At 67.9% G+C, this 20,401-nt stretch carries 18 protein-coding genes and 1 pseudogene; 8 read left to right on the top strand and 11 right to left on the bottom strand.

The window, feature by feature from the left end; genetic code table 11:
• Positions 1-3 precede the first annotated feature (3 nt).
• Positions 4-1,521 (bottom strand): 2,3-bisphosphoglycerate-independent phosphoglycerate mutase, encoded by a 1,518-nt coding sequence (gene gpmI, locus HARCEL1_RS06370; RefSeq protein WP_108381720.1) that lies wholly within the window; start codon positions 1,519-1,521, stop codon positions 4-6.
• Between the two features lie 94 nt (positions 1,522-1,615).
• Here gpmI and HARCEL1_RS06365 point away from each other — a divergent pair, with 94 nt between their 5' ends.
• A complete protein-coding gene (locus HARCEL1_RS06365) occupies positions 1,616-2,914 on the top strand; it encodes an MFS transporter (protein WP_108381719.1) in 1,299 nt (432 codons plus the stop codon).
• On the opposite strand, the gene HARCEL1_RS06360 is transcribed toward HARCEL1_RS06365, so the two are convergent.
• Entirely contained in the window at positions 2,875-3,663 is a 789-nt protein-coding gene (locus HARCEL1_RS06360) for an endonuclease/exonuclease/phosphatase family protein (protein ID WP_108381718.1), read from the bottom strand. The two genes, HARCEL1_RS06365 and HARCEL1_RS06360, sit on opposite strands and share 40 nt — an antisense overlap.
• Before the next feature lie 96 nt (positions 3,664-3,759).
• On the opposite strand from HARCEL1_RS06360, the gene arcS reads away from it, so the two are divergent.
• From arcS to HARCEL1_RS06340, 4 genes are all read left to right on the top strand, one after another.
• Positions 3,760-5,508, top strand: coding sequence for an archaeosine synthase subunit alpha (gene arcS, locus HARCEL1_RS06355; RefSeq protein WP_108381717.1), 1,749 nt, complete (start codon positions 3,760-3,762; stop codon positions 5,506-5,508).
• Positions 5,509-5,571: 63 nt separating this feature from the next.
• On the top strand, positions 5,572-6,000 hold the full coding sequence (locus tag HARCEL1_RS06350) for a hypothetical protein (RefSeq protein WP_108381716.1): 429 nt from the start codon (positions 5,572-5,574) through the stop codon (positions 5,998-6,000).
• A gap of 163 nt (positions 6,001-6,163) precedes the next feature.
• A complete protein-coding gene (locus HARCEL1_RS06345; RefSeq protein WP_108381715.1) occupies positions 6,164-6,580 on the top strand; it encodes a hypothetical protein in 417 nt (138 codons plus the stop codon).
• A 64-nt stretch (positions 6,581-6,644) separates the two neighbouring features.
• Positions 6,645-7,697 carry an archaeosine biosynthesis radical SAM protein RaSEA gene (locus tag HARCEL1_RS06340; protein ID WP_108381714.1) on the top strand — a complete coding sequence of 351 codons (1,053 nt, stop codon included), beginning with the start codon at positions 6,645-6,647 and terminating at the stop codon, positions 7,695-7,697.
• 49 nt (positions 7,698-7,746) lie between these two features.
• Here HARCEL1_RS06340 and HARCEL1_RS06335 read toward each other — a convergent pair.
• Positions 7,747-7,845 (bottom strand): annotated as a pseudogene (locus HARCEL1_RS06335) (phosphoribosylformylglycinamidine synthase I); the annotation flags it as partial.
• A 165-nt stretch (positions 7,846-8,010) separates the two neighbouring features.
• On the opposite strand from HARCEL1_RS06335, the gene HARCEL1_RS06330 reads away from it, so the two are divergent.
• Positions 8,011-8,931 carry an alpha/beta fold hydrolase gene (locus HARCEL1_RS06330; RefSeq protein WP_108381713.1) on the top strand — a complete coding sequence of 307 codons (921 nt, stop codon included), beginning with the start codon at positions 8,011-8,013 and terminating at the stop codon, positions 8,929-8,931.
• A 51-nt stretch (positions 8,932-8,982) separates the two neighbouring features.
• On the opposite strand, the gene purQ is transcribed toward HARCEL1_RS06330, so the two are convergent.
• From purQ to tmcA, 6 genes are all read right to left on the bottom strand, one after another.
• Entirely contained in the window at positions 8,983-9,663 is a 681-nt protein-coding gene (gene purQ, locus HARCEL1_RS06325) for a phosphoribosylformylglycinamidine synthase I (RefSeq protein WP_108381712.1), read from the bottom strand.
• A complete protein-coding gene (purS, locus tag HARCEL1_RS06320; RefSeq protein WP_108381711.1) occupies positions 9,660-9,917 on the bottom strand; it encodes a phosphoribosylformylglycinamidine synthase subunit PurS in 258 nt (85 codons plus the stop codon). Before purS ends, purQ begins: the two co-directional genes overlap by 4 nt.
• 43 nt (positions 9,918-9,960) lie before the next feature.
• Entirely contained in the window at positions 9,961-10,599 is a 639-nt protein-coding gene (locus tag HARCEL1_RS06315) for a DUF7504 family protein (RefSeq protein ID WP_108381710.1), read from the bottom strand.
• Positions 10,592-11,512, bottom strand: a complete 921-nt coding sequence (locus HARCEL1_RS06310) for a GAF domain-containing protein (protein WP_108381709.1) — start codon at positions 11,510-11,512, stop codon at positions 10,592-10,594. The genes HARCEL1_RS06315 and HARCEL1_RS06310 overlap by 8 nt, the downstream gene beginning before the upstream one ends.
• Before the next feature lie 41 nt (positions 11,513-11,553).
• Positions 11,554-13,956 (bottom strand): dihydropteroate synthase, encoded by a 2,403-nt coding sequence (gene folP, locus HARCEL1_RS06305; RefSeq protein WP_108384132.1) that lies wholly within the window; start codon positions 13,954-13,956, stop codon positions 11,554-11,556.
• A 113-nt stretch (positions 13,957-14,069) separates the two neighbouring features.
• Positions 14,070-16,286, bottom strand: a complete 2,217-nt coding sequence (tmcA, locus tag HARCEL1_RS06300; RefSeq protein WP_108384129.1) for a tRNA(Met) cytidine acetyltransferase TmcA — start codon at positions 16,284-16,286, stop codon at positions 14,070-14,072.
• An 86-nt stretch (positions 16,287-16,372) separates the two neighbouring features.
• On the opposite strand from tmcA, the gene HARCEL1_RS06295 reads away from it, so the two are divergent.
• A complete protein-coding gene (locus HARCEL1_RS06295; protein ID WP_108381708.1) occupies positions 16,373-17,437 on the top strand; it encodes a CNNM domain-containing protein in 1,065 nt (354 codons plus the stop codon).
• Between the two features lie 5 nt (positions 17,438-17,442).
• On the opposite strand, the gene HARCEL1_RS06290 is transcribed toward HARCEL1_RS06295, so the two are convergent.
• Together HARCEL1_RS06290 and HARCEL1_RS06285 are read right to left on the bottom strand one after the other, a co-directional pair.
• Entirely contained in the window at positions 17,443-18,624 is a 1,182-nt protein-coding gene (locus tag HARCEL1_RS06290) for an inorganic phosphate transporter (RefSeq protein ID WP_108381707.1), read from the bottom strand.
• 80 nt (positions 18,625-18,704) lie between these two features.
• Positions 18,705-19,133 (bottom strand): universal stress protein, encoded by a 429-nt coding sequence (locus HARCEL1_RS06285; protein ID WP_233357426.1) that lies wholly within the window; start codon positions 19,131-19,133, stop codon positions 18,705-18,707.
• A 162-nt stretch (positions 19,134-19,295) separates the two neighbouring features.
• Here HARCEL1_RS06285 and HARCEL1_RS06280 point away from each other — a divergent pair, with 162 nt between their 5' ends.
• A complete protein-coding gene (locus tag HARCEL1_RS06280; RefSeq protein ID WP_108381705.1) occupies positions 19,296-20,171 on the top strand; it encodes an SDR family oxidoreductase in 876 nt (291 codons plus the stop codon).
• The last annotated feature ends 230 nt before the right edge of the window (positions 20,172-20,401 follow it).

The raw sequence follows: 20,401 nt of genomic DNA, 5'->3' as shown, positions 1-20,401 counted from the left end.
AGACTACTCCAGCAGCGTCTCGCCGGTCATCTCTTCGGGCTGCTCGACGTCCATCAGATCGAGCATCGTCGGCGCGAGGTCACACAGCGACCCACCCGTGCGCACGTCGCGCCCGCCGTCGTCGCCGGTCTCCGAGAGATAGACGATCGGGACGGGGTTGGTGGTGTGGGCGGTGTGGGGATCCTCCTCAGTGCCCATGTCGTCGGCGTTGCCGTGATCGGCGGTGATGAGGATGTCACTCCCGGCGTCTTTGAGCGTGTCGACCAGGCGACCCAGTTGTTCGTCGACGGCCTCGACGGCCTCCTTGGCGGCCTCGAAGTCGCCGGTGTGGCCGACCATGTCGGGGTTGGCGTAGTTGAGCACCATCGCGTCGGGGTCGTCGGATTCGACGATGTCGATCGCGCGATCGGTGAGTTTCTCGGCGTTCATCTCGGGCTGGAGGTCGTAGGTCGGCACGTCGGGGCTCTGGACGATCTCGCGAATCTCGCCGTCGAACTCGACCTCGCGCCCGCCGTTGAGGAAGTAGGTGACGTGAGCGTACTTCTCGGTCTCTGCGATGCGAAGCTGGGTGTGGCCCGTGTCGGCAAGCACCTCGCCCAGTGTGTTCGCGGGCTGGTTCGGGGCGTACGCGACCGGCAGGTCGAACGTCTCGTCGTACTCGGTCATCGTCACGTAGTGGATCTCGGGCTGATCCAACTCGTACTCCCAGTCCGGGTCGATCGCGTTGAGCATGCGCGTCAACTGGCGCGCGCGATCCGACCGGAAGTTGAAGAAGATCACCGCGTCGCCGTCCGAGAGTGCCGGGCGATCCTCGATCAGCGTCGGCTCGATGAACTCGTCGGTGGTGTCGCGGTCGTAGGAGTCCTCGGCCGCAACGACGGGATCGGCGGCCGTGAACTCGGCCTCGCGCTCGACGATCGCATCGTAGGCTTTCACCGTGCGCTCCCAGTTCTGATCGCGGTCCATCGCGTGATATCGTCCGGTGATCGTCGCGACCTCACCGGTGCCGGCCGCATCGATCACGGCCTGGAGGTCCTCCAGATAGCCTGCGCCCGCGGTCGGTGAGGTGTCGCGCCCGTCCATGAAGGCGTGGGTGACGGCGTCGACGTCACGGTCGGCCGCCATCTCGATCAGCGCGTGCAGGTGGGTCTGTCGGGAGTGGACACCGCCGTCGCTCAGCAGGCCCATGAAGTGGACGCGACCGTCGTTCGCGTCGGCGTAGTCCATCGCGGCGACCAACTGCTCGTTCTCGACGAACGTGCCGGCCTCGATGTCGTCGGTGATCCGGGTGGTGTCCTGTTTGACGACCCGGCCGGCACCGATGTTGAGGTGGCCGACCTCGCTGTTGCCCATCTGGCCGTCCGGGAGGCCGACCCGCCGACCCGAGGGATCGAGCTGATTTTGCGCGCCAATCTTCCAGTACAGCGGGAAGTTCTCCAGGTCAGCCGAGCGGACGGCGTCGCGCACGTTCGAGTCCGTGTTCATGCCCCAACCGTCGAGGATGATGAGTCCGACGTCCATGTTTGAGGGTTGGCCCGTCCGCTGATATAGGTCTTGATCTGTTGATTCGGGAGCGGTGCGCAACAGTTTCCCCGGGCGATGATCAACCGGCCGTATGTCGTCGCTCGCGAGCCGTTGGGCCGGGGTCGGTCCGCAGGGTCGGTATCAACTCGTCTATTTCGTCTACTTCGCCGCGGCGAACGTCTTTCTCACGTATCGAAACGATTTCTTCGAATCGATCGGCCTCACGGGCACGCAGATGGGCGTGCTGGGCGGGTTACTCGTCGCTGGCGGCCTGCTCGCCAAGCCAGTCTGGGGCGTGATCGCTGATCGCACCGGGCGCACGAAGGCCGTCCTCGTCGCCGGCGCGGTCGTCTCGGGGCTGGCCGCACTCGTCTATCCGGCCGCCGAGTCGCTGTCCGCGACACTCCTCAGCCCACTTGCCGAATCGCTGCCCGTGACCTTCCTGGTGATCGCCGGCGCGACGCTGATCGTCTCGGTGTTTCGCGCACCGATCGTCCCCGTGGCGAACGCGATGGTGATCTCGCGTGGACTCCCCTTCGGGACGGTCCGGGCGTTCGGGTCGATCGCCTACGGGATCGGCGCGCTCGCGAGCGGCCTCGTCGTGACGGGCCTCGTGCTCGGCCCGATCGCAATCTCTGGGCTCACTCTCGGCCCGGTCGTCGTTCCTGGATTTGGGCTGCAATCGGTGTTCGTCGTCTACGCGGTCGGGATGGCGCTGACGGTCGTGGTCGTCCGGGGCGTCCCCGCGCCCGAGGCGGACCTCTCGGTCGACATCGGTCGTGAGGCCATCGCGATGGTGACGCACCCGCCGTACGCGGTCTTGCTCGGGACGGCAGCGCTCTACGGCGCGGTCGCCATCGTCGGCGACGTCTACCTCTCCGTGTATCTCGGGACGATCGCTGAGTGGGAGGCGCTCACCGGTGTCGCGTGGCTGGTCAAGACCGTCGCGGAGGCGAGTCTGCTCGTCGCGCTGGCACGCCAGGGCGTCGACGACCGACGCGCCGTCGTGCTCGGGGCGGTGGCGTTCGTCGTCGGTTTCGCGACGCTCGGGCTGACGAGTGCGGTCCCGACCGCGCTGTTCGCGCAGGTGTTCGTCGGGTTCGGCGCGGCCTCGATGATCTACGCGACGGTCCAACTCGCCCACCGCCTCTCACCCGAGGGCATCGACGCCACTGCACAGACCGTCCTCTCGGCGTTCGGGATCGGACTCGGTCGGCTGATCGGAGAACTCGTCGCTGGCCCGGTCTATCAGTTCACGACGATTCGAACGCTGTATCTCGTGCTCGCGGTCGGGGCCGTGACGATCGGACTCGCTGGGGTCGCACTGTGGACCGTCTCCGAACCGGCCAACTACTCGGGGACCCGACAGTCCGCGACGACCGGCAAGTGATCGGAGGGATAGGCGGTCTCCGAGCGCAGATCGGCACAGACGCCGTGCTGGCGTACGTCGACGTCCTCGGTGACGAAGACGTGGTCGATCTTTCGGCTCGGAACGAGTCGCTCGAAATCAGAGACGCTCGTCTTCGGCCCGTGGTGGGGATGGCGAGACCGGTCGATGGCGTTGTCGAGCGGCCCATCGAGCAGCGCGTCGTAGGTGGGATCGTCGACCGCAGCGTTGAAATCGCCCGTCAGGACGACCGGTGCGCCGTCGGCCAGGTCGTCCAGCCGATCGAGGGCGAGGCGTGCGCTCTCCATGCGGGCCTTTCGCCCGTCGTGTGAGAAGTGGGTGTTCGCGTGGAGAAACGTCGTCCCCGTCCGGGCCTCTTCGAGGCGTGCCCAGGTGACGATCCGTGGGTGACGCGCATCCCAGCCGAGACTGCCCGCTTCCTCGGGCGTCTCGGAGAGCCAGAACGTGTCGTGGTCTTTGAGTGTGAACCGATCGGTCCGGTAGCCGATCGGCGTGTACTCACCGTCTCGATCGCCGTCGACGCGGGGCCGGCCGACCCAGGCGAACCCCGAGAGATCGTCTTTCAGATCGTCGAGTTGGTGATCGAGTGGTTCCTGCAGGCCGATCAGTGCGGGATCGTGAAACCGGAGCGTTCCGGCGACCGATCGGCGGCGATTCGGCCAGGCGTGAGCGCCATCGTCCGGGTTGTCGTACCGGACGTTGTAGGTCATGACGCGAAACCACGCTGTCATTGCCCGCCCGTTCGGCCCGGGGGGTCTATTGCGTTTGGATCGCGGTCGATCGATCCACCCCGAAAGGGTGTTGAGGACCCATCCCGACACGACGGCATGACCCAGTTTTTCGAAGTCACTCGGCGCGACGGGCCCGCACGCCTGGGCACCGTCCGCCTGGACGACCCACTCCAGACACCCGGTCGGGTCGACGACGCGCTCGTCGACGCGGGCAGCGAGTGGGTCACCGACCGATCGGTCGACCCAACGAGCGACGCGCTGACCGTCCTGCCCCACCGGGCGTTCCCGGCGGGCACGCCCACCGACATCCAGACGACGTTCGACGAGCCGACCGCCGACTACGACGCGCCGACGGCGGCAGTCGTCACGCCCGAGACCGCCCGGGATCGCGGCACCGACGCGTACGTCCTCTCGGGTGCGCCCGCCGTCGACAGGGATGCGCGCGCGATCGTCGATCGCGTCGTCGCGGTCCGCGAGGCGATCCCCTCGGACACCGCGCTCTACCTTCCGGGGCTCGCGACGCCACGGCTCGTCGCCACACTCGCCTATGCCGGCGCAGACCTCTTCGACGCCGACCGCGCGGTCGTCGCGGGGCGTCAGGGCCGGTATCTCACCGTCGAGGGGTCGCGCCGCCTGCAGGACCTCACCGATCTCCCGTGTGCCTGTTCGGCCTGCCGATCGGCAACGCCCGACACGTTCGATCGTGACGACTGTGTCACACACAACGTCGCCGCACTCGACGCCGCGATCGCGACGGTTCGCCAGCGGATCCACGAGGGGCGTCTGCGCGACTACCTCGAAGGCCAGTCCAAACAGGCGCGCTGGCTGGCGGAGGCGATCGAACGGCTGGACGACACTGACTACCTCGAACAGCGCACCCCACTCGTCCGGAACGCATCGATGACCGCGACCGGCGACGCGACGCTCCGACGGGTCGAGATCCGCCGGTTTGCCGAGCGCGTCGCTGAACGCTTCTCGGCGCGCCTCTCCGAGACGGCCGTCCTGGTTCCCTGTTCTGCGACCAAACCCTATGGCGATTCCCCGAGTCACGGCCAGTTCCGCGGCGCGATCGACTACCGCGCGCACAAGGTCTCGCTCACCTCGCCGCTCGGCGTCGTCCCCCAGGAACTCGAACTGACCTATCCCGCCCAGCACTACGACACCGTCGTGACGGGATCCTGGACCGACACGGAGGTGGCGGTCGTTGCCGACGCGCTCGAACGGTATCTCAGGGCACAAGAGTACGAGCGCGTGATCGCTCACGTGCCCGCCGATTACCGGCCGATCGTCGAGCGCGCGACCCGGGACCTGGATCTCCCCATCGTCTGGACCGCCGACGAGACCCACCCGCGCGATCAAAGCGCGCTCGACCGCCTGGACGAGGCACTCGCGGGCCAGGAGCGGTATCGCAAGCGCGCCCGCCAGCACGCGATCGTTCGTTCGATCGCGGACTACCAGTTCGGTGCGGGCGCGGGCGACGCGATCTTCGAGGATCTCTCCGTGCAGAGTTTCCACCCCAAACTCCGCGCGCACGCCAGCGACGGCACCCAACTCGCGGCGGTCGTCCCCGAATACGGCACGCTCGCGCTCTCGCTCGCGGGCGCGCGGCGGTGGCTCGACGCCGACGTGCCGACGCTCACGGCGACGATCGACGATTTCGTTCCGCACGGCAGCGTCCTCGCGCCGGGCGTCGTCGACGCCGATCCCGCCATTCGGGTGGGTGACGAAGTGGTCTTCGAGGGCCCCTCGGCGTTCGCCGTCGGGCGCGCGACGATGAGCGGCCCCGAGATGGCTGCGAGTACGCGCGGGATCGCCTGTGAAGTCCGTCACGTCGAGACGCGGTAGGGGCTTGCGGGGGCCAGTTCCTGCTTCGACGTCCCTTTGGGGTCGCGGGCCCGAGACCCATCGATGGCGATCGGAACGCGAGGTCTGCTCGTCGGCGCGTATCTAGGGAGCGCCGGCATCGTCGTCCTCCACCAGGGATCGGCGTTACTCGAAGCCGTGGTGTCTCGGACGACACCGCTCGCGGACGCTCTCGGTCTGATCGGGGCAGCCCTCGTCCTCGCGATCGGTGTCGCGTTGGTCGCGGCCGCCATCGCGCTGTACTCCGAACACCGGTGGGCGCGCCCGATCGGAGTGGTCGCAGCGGCGGCGTTCGCCGCGCTGAGTGCGGGGGCGCTTGCTGTTCTCGTCGATCCGATTCTGTGGGTCGCTGCGCTCTGCTCGCTCGCCCCCACGGCGCTCTCGGGCGCGTTCCTGGCTCGATACGAGCCCACGCCCGACCCGCACCGTCGATCGCGACTCGAATCGCCGGTCGACACGAGCGACGGTCACTGACTGGAACTCCCAGACGGACCGCGCCACTGTGCCCGCACAAGTGTCCAGGGAGCGCTGGCGATCACCAGACGGCACGGACCCGCCGTCTGAGACCGTCCGACGACACGGGCGAGTTGTCTTCCGATACCTATAACTTGTTTTCTCGCGTCCACCGACACGAACGATGACACTTCGCATGCGCGGGCTCGTGGTTGCACTCTATCTCGCGATCCTCGGTCTTGCAACGCTCGTCGACGGGATGACCGACGTCGTGGTCGCGTTCGGGGACGCGACGACACTCTCGATCGTCGGTGCGGTCGGAACGACGGCAGTGGGGACGGCACTCGCCAGCGTCGCCATGGCTCTGTATTTCGAACAGCGGTGGGCTCGGATCCTGGCGCTGGTCGTACTGGTCGTCCTCGTCGCGTTGAACGCCTACACGATCGCCGTCGGCACGGGATTCGACCGGTGGTTCGCGGCGGGGCAGGTCCTGCCGAATCTCGTCGTCTTCGCCTATCTTACACTCCGTGATCCGCTCACGCGCGAGAAGCGCGTCGAGAGCTCCGAGAGCGCGACGCGGATCGGCACGACGCTGAAGTAACGGGGCGCGTCGCAGAGCCGTGCCGCGTCGGAGCGCCTAAGGCCGTGGCCGGGATATCGACCCCATGAGCCAGGGCCGCCCCGACGCGACGAACGCCTTCAACGGCGTCATGCGCGAGATCCGGGCGCGCAACGACGAGCAGTACGACCCCCGCGAGCCGATTCGAGTGTGGACCGACGAGGATCTGACCCCCGACGGCGTCCGGACGAGTCTCACCGCCGTCCTCAACACCGGTGGCTGTCGGTGGGCCCGTGCCGGCGGCTGTACGATGTGTGGCTACGTCGCCGAGTCGGTCCCCGACGGCGAGGTCGCCAGCGAGGACATCCTCGCACAGATCGACGCGATCGCCGCCCACGAGGCCGACGCGCTCGACGAACCTGCCCCGCTGGTCAAACTGTACACCTCCGGATCCTTTCTCGACGAGCGCGAACTGTCTGGAGCGACCCGAAAGGCGATCGTCGAACGCTTCGGCGACCGCGAACGCGTGCTCGTCGAGTCGCTCCCGGAGTTCATCACCGCGGACCGACTCGACCCGCTCGCGGCGATCGGCCCCCAGATCGACATCGCCGTGGGCCTGGAGACGGCCTCTGATCGGATCCGCCAGGAGTGTATCAACAAGGTGTTCACCTTCGAAGAGTTCGCCGCCGCGAGCGAGGTCGCCGCCGATGCGGACGTCGGCATCAAGGCGTATCTCCTGCTCAAGCCACCGTTCCTCTCGGAGCGCGAGGCCCTGGCGGACGCCGTCGAGTCCGTGCGGCGGTGTGCCGACCACGCCCACACCGTCTCGGTCAATCCGACGAACGTCCAGCAGTACACCCTCGTCGAGGACCTGTACCACGCCGACGGCTACCGCCCGCCGTGGCTGTGGTCGGTCGCCAGCGTCCTCGAACGGACCGCCGACACCGACGCCATCGTCGTCTCCGACCCAGTGGGGAAGGGCAGCGATCGCGGGCCCCACAACTGCGGAGAGTGTGACGACCTGGTCGCGCGGGCGATCGAGGACTTCGACCGCCGCCAGGAGCCAGCGGTGTTCGACGAAGTGGACTGTGACTGCGAACAGACCTGGAAGGAAGTACTCGATCGCGAGCGATCGTACGGCATGGTGCTCGACGCCTGACGGGGCGACCGCCGCGATCTCGACCCCCGAGAGCGGATCGATGCGTCGATCAGTGCGAAAACGGCGTGAGAACGCCGCGACCCTCCGTCTGACCCAGCACTTCGAGTGTCGCACGCTCGGGGTGGGGCATCATCACCGCGACGTGATCCAGCGCGACCACGGAATGGCAGTCGCAGTTTGCCCCACTCGAGTCGCACCGTCGCGGTGAACGTGGCCATTGCCGGAGACCCGGCGTGGCCCGCGCAAACCGCTTGCGTTCCGTGGGGCGGGCCGGATCGAAACCATCACACTGTGACCCGGTGAAGCGGACGCAATGGCTACCGAGTCACTCACGGACGCGGAGCCGATCGATGCAGACTTCGAGGACGCGCCCTGGACTCACGGCAGCGCCGAATTCGACGACGTCGACATTCACTACGTCGAGGCCGGGCCCAGCGACGGCCCGATCGTGGTACTCCTCCACGGCTTCCCGGAGTGCTGGTGGACCTGGCACCACCAGATACCTGCCCTCGCCGAGGCGGGCTTCCACGTCGTCGCCATGGACATGCGCGGGGCGAACCGGTCTTCGAAGCCGGCCAGTGCCGGATCCTACGGGCCCGATCATCTCGCCGGCGACGTGCTGGACTTGATAGAGCATTTCGGGGGCCAGAGCGCTCGGATCGTCGGGCACGACTTCGGTGGCCTCGTCGCCTGGCACCTCGGCCACGTCCATTCCGACGCCGTCGAGCGCCTGGCGGTTCTGAACAGTCCCCACCTCTCCGTCTACGGCCATCACCTCACGACCCTCGCGCAACTCCGGCGCTCGTGGTACGTGGGGTACTTTCAGATACCCAAGATTCCGGAGTGGGGCCTCGCTCGAGACGACTTCGCCATCTTCGAATCAATCTACGACGGAACCGTCGATCCCGATGCCCTCACGACCGACGATGTCGAGCGCTTACGGCGTGCCTTCGCTCGGCCTGGCACCCCAACCGGCGTCGTCAACTGGTATCGAGGCGTCGGCCGGTGGTACGCTCGGGAACTGTTCCGTGCCCGCGGCGTCCCGGAGTACCCCGTCGATGTTCCGACGCTGCTGTGCTGGGGCGAGGACGACGAGGCGCTTGTCCCGGCGCTCGTCGCGGACCACCACGACTGGATTGGGGACCTCCGTGTCGAGCGGTTCCCCGAGGCGAGCCACTGGGTCCACTTCGAGGAGCGCGAGGCGGTGACGGCGGCGCTGCTTGACCACCTCTGACCCCGTCGCAACGACCGCCAGGGTATCCGCGTCCCGGCGTCGCGACAGTGATCAGTGCGAAAACGCCTGGAGGACGCCGCGCCCTTCTGTCTGACCCAGCACTTCGAGCGTCGCGCGCTCGGGATGAGGCATCATCACGGCGACGTGATCGCCCGCGTCACCGATCACGCCCGCGACGCTGTGTTTCGAGCCGTTGGGGTTGGCCTCGGGCGTCACTTCGCCGTCGGGCGTGCAGTACCGGAACAGGACACGATCCTCGGATTCGAGGGTCGCGAGGCGGTCGTCGCCGATCTCGTAGCGCCCCTCACCGTGGGCGATCGGCAGCGTGATGATCTCGCCCTCGTCGTAGGCCTGGGTCCAGGGCGTGTCGCCGTTCTCGACGCGGCAGTGGACGTGTTCGCACTGGAAGCGCGCGCTCTCGTTGGTGGTAAACGCTCCCGGAGTGAGCCCACCCTCACAGCCGATCTGTGCGCCGTTGCAGATGCCGAGCACGGGGACGCCCTCGGCGGCGGCCGCACGCACCGACTCCATGACCGGCGAGTGGGCGGCCATCGCGCCCGCCCGGAGGTAATCGCCGTAGGAGAACCCGCCGGGGAGGACGATCCCGTCGGGATCGCTCGGCAGACCGTCCTCGTGCCAGACGCGCTCGGCGTCGATGCCGAGATCCGCGAGCGCGCGGACGGTGTCGCGATCGCAGTTGCTCCCGCCGAACTGGACGACGGCGACCGTCATGCGTCTCGGTCGGCCACACTGACCTCGTAATCGTGGATCGTCGGGTTGGCCAGCAGGCGCTCGGTCATCTCGGTCACGCGCTCGGCGGCGGCGTCGGCCGATTCGGCGTCGAGATCGATCTCGAAGCGGTCCATCGAGCGGAGATCCTCGATGTCGAACCCGAGTCGATCCAGCGATCGGGCGGTGGTCTCGGCCTCGGGGTCGAGGACGCCCGTCTTCAGACTGACCGTCACGGTCGCGGTGTAGGCCGTCATCGATCGATGAGCGGTCGTCGCACTCGTTAACCCTGTCGATCCCCTATTCGAACGGCAGCCACTCGTCGCTCTGACCGGCCAGTCCCCGGAGTCGAACCCGCCGCTCGTCGTCGGCCTCGACGTCGATCCGGGCGTCGAAGGAACTCTCGATGGTGTGGAACACGTCGTCAGTCACGGTGGCGTCGTCGATCGTACAGACGAGCAACCCGTCTCGCGATCTGACGTGGCCCGTAAACGAGTGCAGAAAGCGGTAGATCGGGCGGAGTTCGGTCGCCGTCGAGACCAGCGTCGTGAGCGAGGCGATCCCCGACCGCACGCGGTCGTAGCCCGCCAGTTCAAGATTGCGATGGCCTTCGCTGAACTGGATGCCGATGCCGGTCAGATCCGTCGGCGTCGAGACCGATCGCGTGCGGACCCCGTCGGTCCCGCTCTCTTCGCCCGAACAGCCGATCGCGACGATGCGGTCGCCGTCGAGGTCCGGATCGACCTCGCGGAGGCTCTCGACGGTCGTCACGACGCCGCGATCGGCGGCGACGATCAGGATTGCCTCGTCGGGTGGCCCGACGAGCAGTCGGGACTGGACCGTTCGTGCGCCGCCGATGCCCGATCCGACGACGAGGATCGCGCGCCCGGCGGGGATCGGGTCGAAGGGGAGTCCGTCGACGGTGTAGGCGTCACTCATCGGCGCCTCCGAGGACGCCACTCGAATCACCACTCAGAACGGCGTGGCGCAGTTCGAGTTGTTCTTCGAGTTCGGTCGTGTATTCAGAAAGAATCTCGACCTCGCGATCGGTGAACGCCCGAACAGCGTCGTCGACGACACAGAAGCTTCCGATCGGTTCACCCGCTTCGGACCGGATGGGAACGCCCGCGTACGACCGAATGCCTTCCTTCTCGAACCACTCGATGCCCGCGAATCGCGGATCGTCGTGCACGTCGGGGACGACGAGGGCCCGGTTCTGGAAGACGGTGTGGGTACAGATCGTCTTCTCGCGGTCCTCTGACCCCCAGTCCGCGCCGGCACAGCCGATGAACTCCTCGAAGTGGGCGTCGACGAGTCCGACGAACCCGATCGTCGCGTCGAGGTGGCCACGAGCCAACTCGGAGAGGCGGTCGGCGGTCGTCTGGATCTTCATGCCTGGCACGTCGTACCGCCGGAGCGAGGCCAGTCGCTGTCGTTCGTCGTCGGGAACGGGGTATGCGACCTGCCGGTGTTCGCTGACCAGATCACGAACGAGTGTGAGCAGGGCCGCCCCACGATCGGGGATCGAACGGGGGAGATACTCGACGATGACGTCGCTGTAGGACTCGGTGTCGAGATTGCTGATGTCGTCGCTGTGGAGCACGATCGAGACATCAGGCTGACGATCGCGAATCGACGCCGACAGTTCGAGCCCGGTGACGCCATCGACATCTGCGCTGGTGATCACGGCGTCGATGCTGCGATTCTCGACGATTTCCAGTGCGGCAGCCTCGTCACCGGCCTCGTTGCAGTCGAGGTCCGGATCGACGTGTTCGAGATCCGCGACGGTCGCTGCCCGCCGGTCGTCGTCGGGGTCGACGACGAGCACGGATGGTGAGGGGGCCGATGCCATACGCCACGGAGGGGCGGCGGACAGTAATGACTACTGGCGGGTCAGTGATCGAACCGGGTCGCGTGGGCCGTCTCGACGACGTCGCGGGCGATGACCGCGCGTTCGACGTCGTGGACGCGGATCACGTCCGCGCCGCGGGCCACCGCGAGCGTCGTGCCCGCCTGGGTCGCGTCGGGGCAGTCCCCGGCGGGCCGGTCGACCGCCTCGAACATCGACTTCTGGGAGTGCCCGACCATGACCGGACAGCCCAGCGCGTGGAACTCGTCGATGCGATCGAGCAGCGCGAAACTCTCTGCGGCGGTCTTTCCGAACCCCAGGCCGGGGTCGACGAGGATCCGATCGCGATCGATGCCGGCGCGTTCGGCGCGCAGGACTGGATCGCGCAATGCGTCGATCACGTCCCGAACCACGTCGTCGTAGGCGACCGATCGCGTGGGATCGACCGGCGTGTCGGCGCTGTCCATCACGACGACGCCCGCGTCGCTGTCGGCGACCGTCGGGACCATCGCGGGATCCTCCAGGCCCGAGACGTCGTTGACGATGTCCGCGCCAGCCGCAAGCGCCGCGCGCGCGACGCTCGCCTTGCGGGTGTCGACCGAGACACAGACGTCGTCGGCAATCGCGTCGATCACCGGGACGACCCGGTCGCGCTCGACCGCGGCGTCGACCGGATCGGCCCCCGGACGGGTCGACTCGCCGCCCACGTCGACGATGTCGGCGCCGTTCGCGATCATCTCGCGGGCGCGGTCGATCGCGTCGGCGGCCTCGTCGTACTCCCCGCCGTCGTGGAAGCTATCGGGCGTGACGTTCAGAATGCCCATGATCGCCGGGTCGTCGGCCCAGGGCCAGTCGGGAGCGACCTCACCTGCTCCCGCACGTCCGATCCGATCGCGCAGGCGGTTCTCGACCGTGGTCGGCAGGTCGGCGGCATTCAGTGCTCGCCGAACGGTCGCCTCGGTCGCCATCACGACGACGTCGACCGGACCCGTCCGGTCGGCGTACCCCGAGATCCAGCACGATCCGCCCGCAGATTCGATCGCGTGGTCGAGCGCCCGGGCGTGGGCGACGGGCAATCGGGTGTGCAGCGTTCGCTGTCGCGCGTCGATCGCGTTGTCCGCGACGCTGGCCCGGTCGAACAGCGCGTCGAGCGACGGGTCATCGTCGATTCGGGGCTCGACGACGGTCCGGGTCCACCCCGAGCGCGCCTCGGCGACCGCATAGAGCGACCCTGCGAGCACGACGGCGTCCGACGGCTCGGCCCCAGCGAGCGCCACCTCCAGCGCGTCTTCGACGTCGGGTTCGATCACTCGCGTCGCGCCGGGGTGAGCGTCACCGAGCGTCTCACTGAGCACCGTGGGCGTCTCGGCGCGATCGTTCGCGGGCCGGGTCGCGACGATGCGATCGGCCTCGGGGAGCGCCTCGGCCATGCCGCGATGGTCTTTGTCGGCCATCGCGCCGACGACGATGTGGAGTCGATCGAACTCGAAGGCCGCGAGCGTCTCGCGCAGTCGCTCGCACGCCCCCGGGTTGTGTGCGCCGTCGAGGACGACCAGCGGGTCGCGATCGAGCACCTCGAACCGGCCGGGCCAGGTCGCCCGCGCCAGGCCGTCGGTGATCGCCCGCTCGTCCGGAGCGGCAATTTGGCGGGCGAGTGCGGCGGCGACGCCGGCGTTCTGCGTCTGGTGGGGGCCGAGCAAGTCGAGGGTCGTCTCGACCGACCAGTCCCCGCCAGAAAGGCCGACGCCCCAGCGGAGGCCCTCGCGGCCGTGATCGGTCACGCACACGTCGTCGTCGGGTCCGCCGACGGTCGTGATCGCGGTCTCGTCGTCGATCACCGCCCGGGCCTCACCGCTCGTCGCCGTCACCAGCGGCCGATCGGTGGGCGCGACGGCGGCCATGTCGCGCGCGATTTCGGGGATCGTCTCGCCCAGCGTGTCGGTGTGTTCGAGCGTGACCGTCGTGATCGCGCTCGCGGCGGGGTCGACCACGCTCGTCGCGTCGTAGCGCCCGCCGATGCCGACTTCGAGGATCGCCACGTCGACCGCGTGCCGATCGAACGCCCAGAGCGCGAGCGCCGTCACGGCCTCGAAGAAGGTCGGGGCCGCACCCGACTGGGCGCGATCGGTGACGATCGGATCGATTCGCTCGACGAACGCGGTCAGTTCGGCGCGTCTGATCGGCCGGCCGTCGATTCTGACGCGCTCGCGCACGTCCTCGAGATGTGGTGAGGTGAACGTGCCGACGGTGAGTCCCGCCTCACGCAGCACGGATTCGAGCATGCGGGCCGTCGAGCCCTTGCCGTTCGATCCGGCGATCTGGACGGCGGTGAGATCGGCGTGTGGATCACTCAGTTCGGCCAGGAGATCCCGACAGGCGTCGGTTCCGGGCCGGGTGCCGTAGCGGTGGAGATCGAAAAGAGAGGAGACCGCCTCGTGATACTCCATGCCTGTTCGGTCCGGACGCGCCCGCTTGAGTGTGTCGGAGCCCCCTCGATCGAGCACCGTCGTGGCGCGACACGGCACCGAGCGTCGGAGCGCGATCCCGACGCCGCCGAGCGTCACTCCGGTCGATCGCGGCCCTCGACGACCCAGTCGGGCGCGTGATCGGCCAGCAGCCGATCGATCGCGTCGCCAAACGATCGCATCGCGTTCGAGCGCGCGTGCACGTCGACGAGGTCGGTGACCGCGTCCCACGAGCGGCCCTGCAGCGCCTTTCCGACGAGCAGTCGGCGGTCGGTAGCGTCGAGCGGCTCCGAGCGCGCGATCAGCGCCGTTAGGACGAGACGACGGAAGGCCCGTGGCGCGGCGTCGTAGAGGCCCTGTCCCGATCCCGCGCCAGCGAGGACGCGCCACTCTGGAGTGCTCAGATCGGGGTCGACCGTCGCGGGACAGCCAGCGAGGACGGCGGCGACCAGATCCGGATCGAGGTGATCGAGTGGGTCGCCGAGGACGCCACCGATCCGACGGGCGAACCACGCGACGTGACGCTCCTGGAGGCGCTCGCCGGCGGGCGTACAGCCGTCGATCACGATCGCGGAGTGCTCGCCGCTGCGATCGTTGCGCGTGAGCGAGCAGTGGATCACGTCGAAGCCCGCGCGATCCCAGAACGCGAGCAGGCCCCGATTCGCGCCGAACCCCGCACCCACCCAGTCGGCGTCGGTGTCGGCCCGGATCGCGTCGAGCAATCGCGTTCCGAGGCCCTCGCGGCGGGCGGCGGGATGGGTCGCGATGCGCATGACGCGCTCGCCCGTGGGCTGGCCGGCGTCGGGGTCGCGACACTGCGAGGTCAACACGTCCGGGAGCATGTGCCCGCGAATGCGTTCGCCCCCGTAGAGGCGCTCGCGCCAGTCCGCCGACAGGCCGCCCTCCGCGGCGAGGACGGCGACGCTGGCGACGTGGCCGTCGACCAACAAAGCGCGGACGGACGTGTTCGGTGCGTCGAGGATCCGAACCACGTCGTCGGGTTCGGTCCGGTAGTGTGCGAGTGCGAGCAGGCCGAGGACCTCACCGAGCAGGCGGTCGTCGCCGGCGAGTGTCACGGCGTCGAGATGGCGGTCGGTGACCGTCTCGGGGGTCGCGTCCGCGACGAGTGCGTCTGGAGCGGGGCTGGCCGAGAGCGCGAGCGCGTGAAACAGCCAGACTTCGATCGGATCGGCGGGGGCCCACCTGATCGGGCGTGCGATCGACGCGTCACGGACTGCGTGCCGCGAGTCGTCGAGGTGCTCGCGAAAGCGCACCTCGAACCCGCGGCCCGTCCCTTCGTAGCCGTGGAGTGTCGTTGCGTACGCGACGGCATCGCAGTCGAGCGTCTCGGTCAGCCGATCCACGGGGGCCGCTGCCGCCTCGTCGACGAGGATCACGTCCGCGTCGAAGGTGGCGTCAGCGATCGGTTCGAACCGGACCTGACCGTCACCGACGGCGATCGTGTCGCCTTCGGCAGTCGGCTCGGACGCACCGAGTCGGTCCGCCAGCGCACGGGCCCGATCGAGCGCGGGGTGGGCGTTGCGCGCCGTCGGCGCCGTCAGAAGGACGTCACGGCCCTCGGCCGCCAGCGCCGCTCCAGACAGTCCGAGGACGCTCGATTTCCCACGGCCGCGATCGGCTTCGAGGACGATCGCCTGTGGCGGGTCGGTGAGCGCCTCGAACACCGCGAGCGCGTCGCTTTGATCGCCAGTCAGACAGGCCTCGTAGGCCGCCGCGGGGAAGATCGCGTCGTCGGGGACCGCTGGTCCGTCGTCGGTCGCGACCGCCGTGGGATCGCGATCGACACTGCCGTCGTCGATCACCCGATCGCGGTCCACGTCGACGATCGCGACGCCACGATGGGCGTGCAGCGTCTCGATCAGGCGGCGACGGACGTGGCCCGTCACGTCGTCGGTCTGATAGGGCGGAACCGCCATCGTCGCGTCGAAGGCGTCGCGACGCTCGGGCCACTCCTCGAACGGCGGCGTCACGAGGACGACCAGTCCCCCTCCCTCGACCGCCCCGACGCCACGCCCGAGTGCGTTCGGGCGGATCGCGGTGTGCGCGTCGATCACGACGGCCTCCCGGGTCGTCCCGAGCAGATCACTCGACGCGTTCGGAGCCAGGCGTTCACAGGTCCAGAGATCGCGATCACCGATCACGGTCGTCCGCGCGGGGTCGAGGTCCGCTCCATCGAGAGCGTCGGGCAGTCGCTTTTTGGTTCGCTCTGGGGATCCAGCGACGACGAGCAGGCGTCGATGATCTGTCCGGCGGGCCTCGGCACGCAGTCGTCCCGCCAGGTCCGCGAGCATATCGCCACCACTCGGCGGGCGCACAAGGCCGCTGTGGTCGACACCTACCATCGATTTCTTCATGGTGCCGTTCGAACCGTCGCCCGATGGACTCGATCGAGATCACACTGCGGATCCTCGCTGGCGTGGGGTTGATCCTCACGAACGGGTTTTTCGTCGCGATCGAGTTCGGGCTCACACGGGCCCGACAGTTCACCGAAGCGGAGTTTCTCGACGGGTCTCGGGGTCTCGAACGCGCGTGGGCGATGACCCAGGACCTCGAACTCTACTTGACGACCTGCCAGGTCGGGATCACCGCCTCGTCGATCGCAGTCGGGATCGTGGCCGAACCCGCGCTGGCGGCGGTGTTCGAACCGCTGTTCGCGAACTCGGCGCTCGCGAGCGTCGGGTCTGGTGGGATTTTGGCCTTCCTGTTGATCAATCTCGTCCACCTGACCCACGGCGAGCAGACCCCGACGTACCTCGGTGTCGAGCGCTCGCGCTTCGTCTGTCGGTACGGCGCTGGCCCGCTCTATTGGTTTCACTGGGTGATCGCACCGATCATCACGCTGGGCGACGGGGTCGCCAAGGCGACGCTGCGCTTGTTCGGCGTCGAGATGACCGGTGCGTGGCTGGAGGCCGAGACCGACGTCATCGAATCACGAGCGGACCTGCGGACCGAACTCGGGTCGATCCTCGAACGCGGTGGCGTCTCCGACGACCGGCGCGAAGAGGTGATGAACGCCCTCGATATCGGTGAACAACCCGTCAGAGAGGTCATGGTTCCCGCCGAAGACATCGTTCCACTCTCGACCGAGGTCACGTTCGCAGAGAACATCGATCGCCTGTCTGCGGAGCCACACACCCGATACCCGTTGATCGGTGAGACGTTGACGGACTTCCGTGGGATCGTCTACGTGCCGATCCTCGCGAGCCATCGTGACGAACTCCTCGACGGCACGCTCGATTTCGAAACGGTCGCGGCCCCGCCGATGACGCTTTCGCCGGACGTCGACGTGAGCGACGCGGTCGATCAGTTTCAGGCCGAACACCAGGAACTCGCGCTCGTCATCGAGGACGGACGGGTCGTCGGGATGGTAACCGTGACCGACCTGCTGGAAGCCGTCATGGGCGACATCGAAGACCCGATCGACATCGACGGGATCGTATAACGCCGCTACACCAGGACGGCCGCGACGGCGGAGTACGCACCGAAACTGACCACCAGAGAGAGCACGAGTGACCCGACCCACGCCCCGACGGTGTTGACGGCCTTCTCGCGACTGACTGCACTCCCCGTGCTGGCGAAGCCGGCACCGACGATCGCGGAGACGATGATCTCGTTGAAGGAGACGGGAATGCCGAAGAAGACGGCGACCTGCGCGATCGCAAACGAGGGGATCAACGCGGCGATCGAGAGGTCGGGATCGAGCGACGAGTAGTCCTGTGAAAGCGCTTTGATCATGCGCGGCGCGCCGGTCCAGGAGCCGATCAGGAGGCCGAGGCCACCACCGACGAGGACAGCCACGAGCGGGATGCCGTACGGGTCGAGCAAGGGAACGAGTGGTCCGATCGCCAACCCGACCTGTGTGCCGCCCGCCGAGAACGCCACCAGCGCGCCGAGGACGAGCAAGAACTCGCGATTCGTGGCTGCGGGATCGCCCTGGATGCGCCAGTAGACGAGCACGCCCGCGCCGAGTGCGAACAGAAGTGTCGATACACCGACAGCTGCCGTCCCGCCGTCGAGGTTCGCGGCGATCGCACCGACCGTCGATCGGCCCTCGCCCGCCGGCCCGAGTAGTGCGAACTGCATGTTGACGACGATCGCCCAGACGACTGCCGCGAGGAGGGGGACGGCCACCCGAGCGGGAACCAGTCGATCCTTGAGCACGCGCCCGAGGGCGTACGCCGCGGTGCCGCCGAGGATCGGGACCAGCACCCACAGCGCCCCGATCTGGAGGTACTTGTCCCAGGCCGGCGCGCCACCCATCGCCAGGCCCGTCCCGACGACCGCACCCGTTACGGTGAACGCCGTCGCGATCGGGTAGCCCGTGAAGACGCCGATCGCGACGAGACCGCCCGCGATCACGAGCGCGATCGTCGCGGCGACCGGCGAGAGCGTGACGCCACCGATGAGTTCCCGCCCGACGGCCTCCGAGACGTTCGCGCCCTGGAGGACCGCGCCCGCGAACCCGATAAGTCCGACGAGTAATCCCGCCCGGAGCGTGGTGATCGCGTTCGCTCCGACCGCGGGCGCGAATGGTGTCGATCCGCTCGATCCTGCCCCGATCGACCACGCCATGAAGGCGCTCGCGATCGCGGCGATCACGAGCGTCACGACACCTGAGCCGACGACCATCGAATCACCCTCAGTTCGCCGCCAGGACGATAATAGCTTGTTGGTCCGGGCCTCGTTGCCCGCTCGCTCGTCAGCTCGGGTCAGCGCACGACCGTCACCGGCACGCTCGCCTCGCCCAGCACCGCCGTCGAGACTGTCCCGAGCAATCGCCGTGCGAGTTCGCCACGTGGCTGGCCGTGAGAGCCCATCACGACGTGATCGATCTCGTGAGCGTCGACCGCGTCGAGAATCCGATCGGCGGGATCGCCCGTCTCGACGATCGTCTCGACCTCCCGGTCAGCCGAATCGGTCCGATCACAGGCGGCCTCGACCTGTTCGTTCGCACGGTCTTCGGCCTCGGCCATCCGGTCGGACTCCGTGTCGAGGATCGCCCCCTCGCTCATCGCATTGTCCATCGGTGTCACGACGTTCAGGACCGTGATCGGCCCGTCGAACGTTTCGAGGGCGTGATCGAGTGCGTCTCCGGCGAGTGGCGACCCGTCGAGGGCGACGAGCACGTGGGTGGTCACGGTCTTGCTTTGCACTCCGGGCCCTTGAGTGTCGCCCGCAGAGGAGACCGAGTCGACTCGTTCGATCACCGCCGACGCCATCGTATACTTCCCTGGCGCCCTTCTGTCGAATATGGACACTGCACCCGCCATTCGGCCGCGGAGATCCTGGGGGGCCGACCCGTGACCGAGCGGATCCTCGTGACGGGCGCGACGGGGACGGTCGGCCACCACGTGGTCAGCGCGCTCGCGGACCGTGACGTCGAGGTCAGAAGCGGGGTTCGCGATCCAGAGTCGGTGCCCGCCGAGATCGAGACTGCCGGAGCGACGGTCGCGTTCGACTTCTCGAAGCCCGAGACCTGGGGCGCGGCGCTGGCCGACGTCGATCAGGTCTTCCTCATGCGGCCACCGACCGTGGACACCGCAGCAGTCATCTCATTCGTCGACGCCGCCGATCGTGTCGGCGTGACCCAGATCGCCTATCTCTCGACGCTCGGGGCCGAGACGAACGTTCTCGTCCCACACCACCGCATCGAGAAGCACGTTCTGGCGGCAGACCTCGACGCCACACTGTTGCGAGCCTCGTTTTTCATGCAGAATCTCCTCGGCGTCCATCGACGGGACATCGTCGAGAACGACGAGATCCTCGTGCCAGCGGGCACCGGGACAACCAGTTTCGTGGACGCACGGGACGTCGGTGAAGTGGCTGCAACCGTGGTGACCGAGGCCGGCCACGCGAACCAGGCGTACGACCTGACCGGGCCCGAGGCGCTCGATTACGACGCCGTCGCAATGATCTTCGCGGACGTTCTGGATCGGCCCATTTCCTATTCGCGGCCGTCGCTGTTCTCGTTCGCGTGGCGGATGTACCGACGGGGACACCCGCTCACGTTCGTCGCGCTCATGTGTGGTATCTACACTGTAGCGCGGGTCGGCCTGGCTGCCCGCGTGAGTTCTGACTGCCGACGAATCCTCGGTCGTGAGCCACGGAGCGTGCGAACGTTCGTCGAGGACTACGCGTCGGAGTTTCGTGCGGAGAGCGTCGATTCGTCGGAGTGAGGGGGCTCAGAACCTGGAACTCGTCCGCTGCGAACCGAATCAGAATTCGAACTGGTGTGCGTCGGCGACGTGACGATTCTATATAGCTACATTTACTTTATCGTGAGGCCGAACCACGCTCGTTCACAGCCGTCGACGACACTATTCGTGTGAGAAAACGGGTGAGAATCGATCCTGTGGGCGCCGCAGAGCGGATCGCGGTCTGCGTTCGAAACCCCTTTGAAGGGCCG

This window comes from Halococcoides cellulosivorans (genome assembly GCF_003058365.1).
Taxonomy (GTDB): Archaea; Halobacteriota; Halobacteria; order Halobacteriales; family Haloarculaceae; genus Halococcoides; species Halococcoides cellulosivorans.
Note: the sequence above shows the minus strand (reverse complement) of the source record. Positions and strands in the feature narration are given on the sequence as shown.

Bases quoted from the DNA above. Each gene is read 5' to 3' on its own strand.
- HARCEL1_RS06315 (WP_108381710.1), bottom strand. From the start codon at position 10,599: ATGAGTGACGCCTACACCGTCGACGGACTCCCCTTCGACCCGATCCCC.
- gpmI (WP_108381720.1), bottom strand. From the start codon at position 1,521: ATGGACGTCGGACTCATCATCCTCGACGGTTGGGGCATGAACACGGAC.
- HARCEL1_RS06310 (WP_108381709.1), bottom strand. From the start codon at position 11,512: ATGGCATCGGCCCCCTCACCATCCGTGCTCGTCGTCGACCCCGACGAC.
- HARCEL1_RS06365 (WP_108381719.1), top strand. From the start codon at position 1,616: ATGTCGTCGCTCGCGAGCCGTTGGGCCGGGGTCGGTCCGCAGGGTCGG.
- purQ (WP_108381712.1), bottom strand. From the start codon at position 9,663: ATGACGGTCGCCGTCGTCCAGTTCGGCGGGAGCAACTGCGATCGCGAC.
- HARCEL1_RS06350 (WP_108381716.1), top strand. From the start codon at position 5,572: ATGGCGATCGGAACGCGAGGTCTGCTCGTCGGCGCGTATCTAGGGAGC.
- HARCEL1_RS06360 (WP_108381718.1), bottom strand. From the start codon at position 3,663: ATGACAGCGTGGTTTCGCGTCATGACCTACAACGTCCGGTACGACAAC.
- HARCEL1_RS06290 (WP_108381707.1), bottom strand. From the start codon at position 18,624: ATGGTCGTCGGCTCAGGTGTCGTGACGCTCGTGATCGCCGCGATCGCG.
- HARCEL1_RS06295 (WP_108381708.1), top strand. From the start codon at position 16,373: ATGGACTCGATCGAGATCACACTGCGGATCCTCGCTGGCGTGGGGTTG.
- tmcA (WP_108384129.1), bottom strand. From the start codon at position 16,286: ATGCTCGCGGACCTGGCGGGACGACTGCGTGCCGAGGCCCGCCGGACA.
- purS (WP_108381711.1), bottom strand. From the start codon at position 9,917: ATGACGGCCTACACCGCGACCGTGACGGTCAGTCTGAAGACGGGCGTC.
- HARCEL1_RS06345 (WP_108381715.1), top strand. From the start codon at position 6,164: ATGACACTTCGCATGCGCGGGCTCGTGGTTGCACTCTATCTCGCGATC.
- HARCEL1_RS06330 (WP_108381713.1), top strand. From the start codon at position 8,011: ATGGCTACCGAGTCACTCACGGACGCGGAGCCGATCGATGCAGACTTC.
- arcS (WP_108381717.1), top strand. From the start codon at position 3,760: ATGACCCAGTTTTTCGAAGTCACTCGGCGCGACGGGCCCGCACGCCTG.
- folP (WP_108384132.1), bottom strand. From the start codon at position 13,956: ATGGAGTATCACGAGGCGGTCTCCTCTCTTTTCGATCTCCACCGCTAC.
- HARCEL1_RS06340 (WP_108381714.1), top strand. From the start codon at position 6,645: ATGAGCCAGGGCCGCCCCGACGCGACGAACGCCTTCAACGGCGTCATG.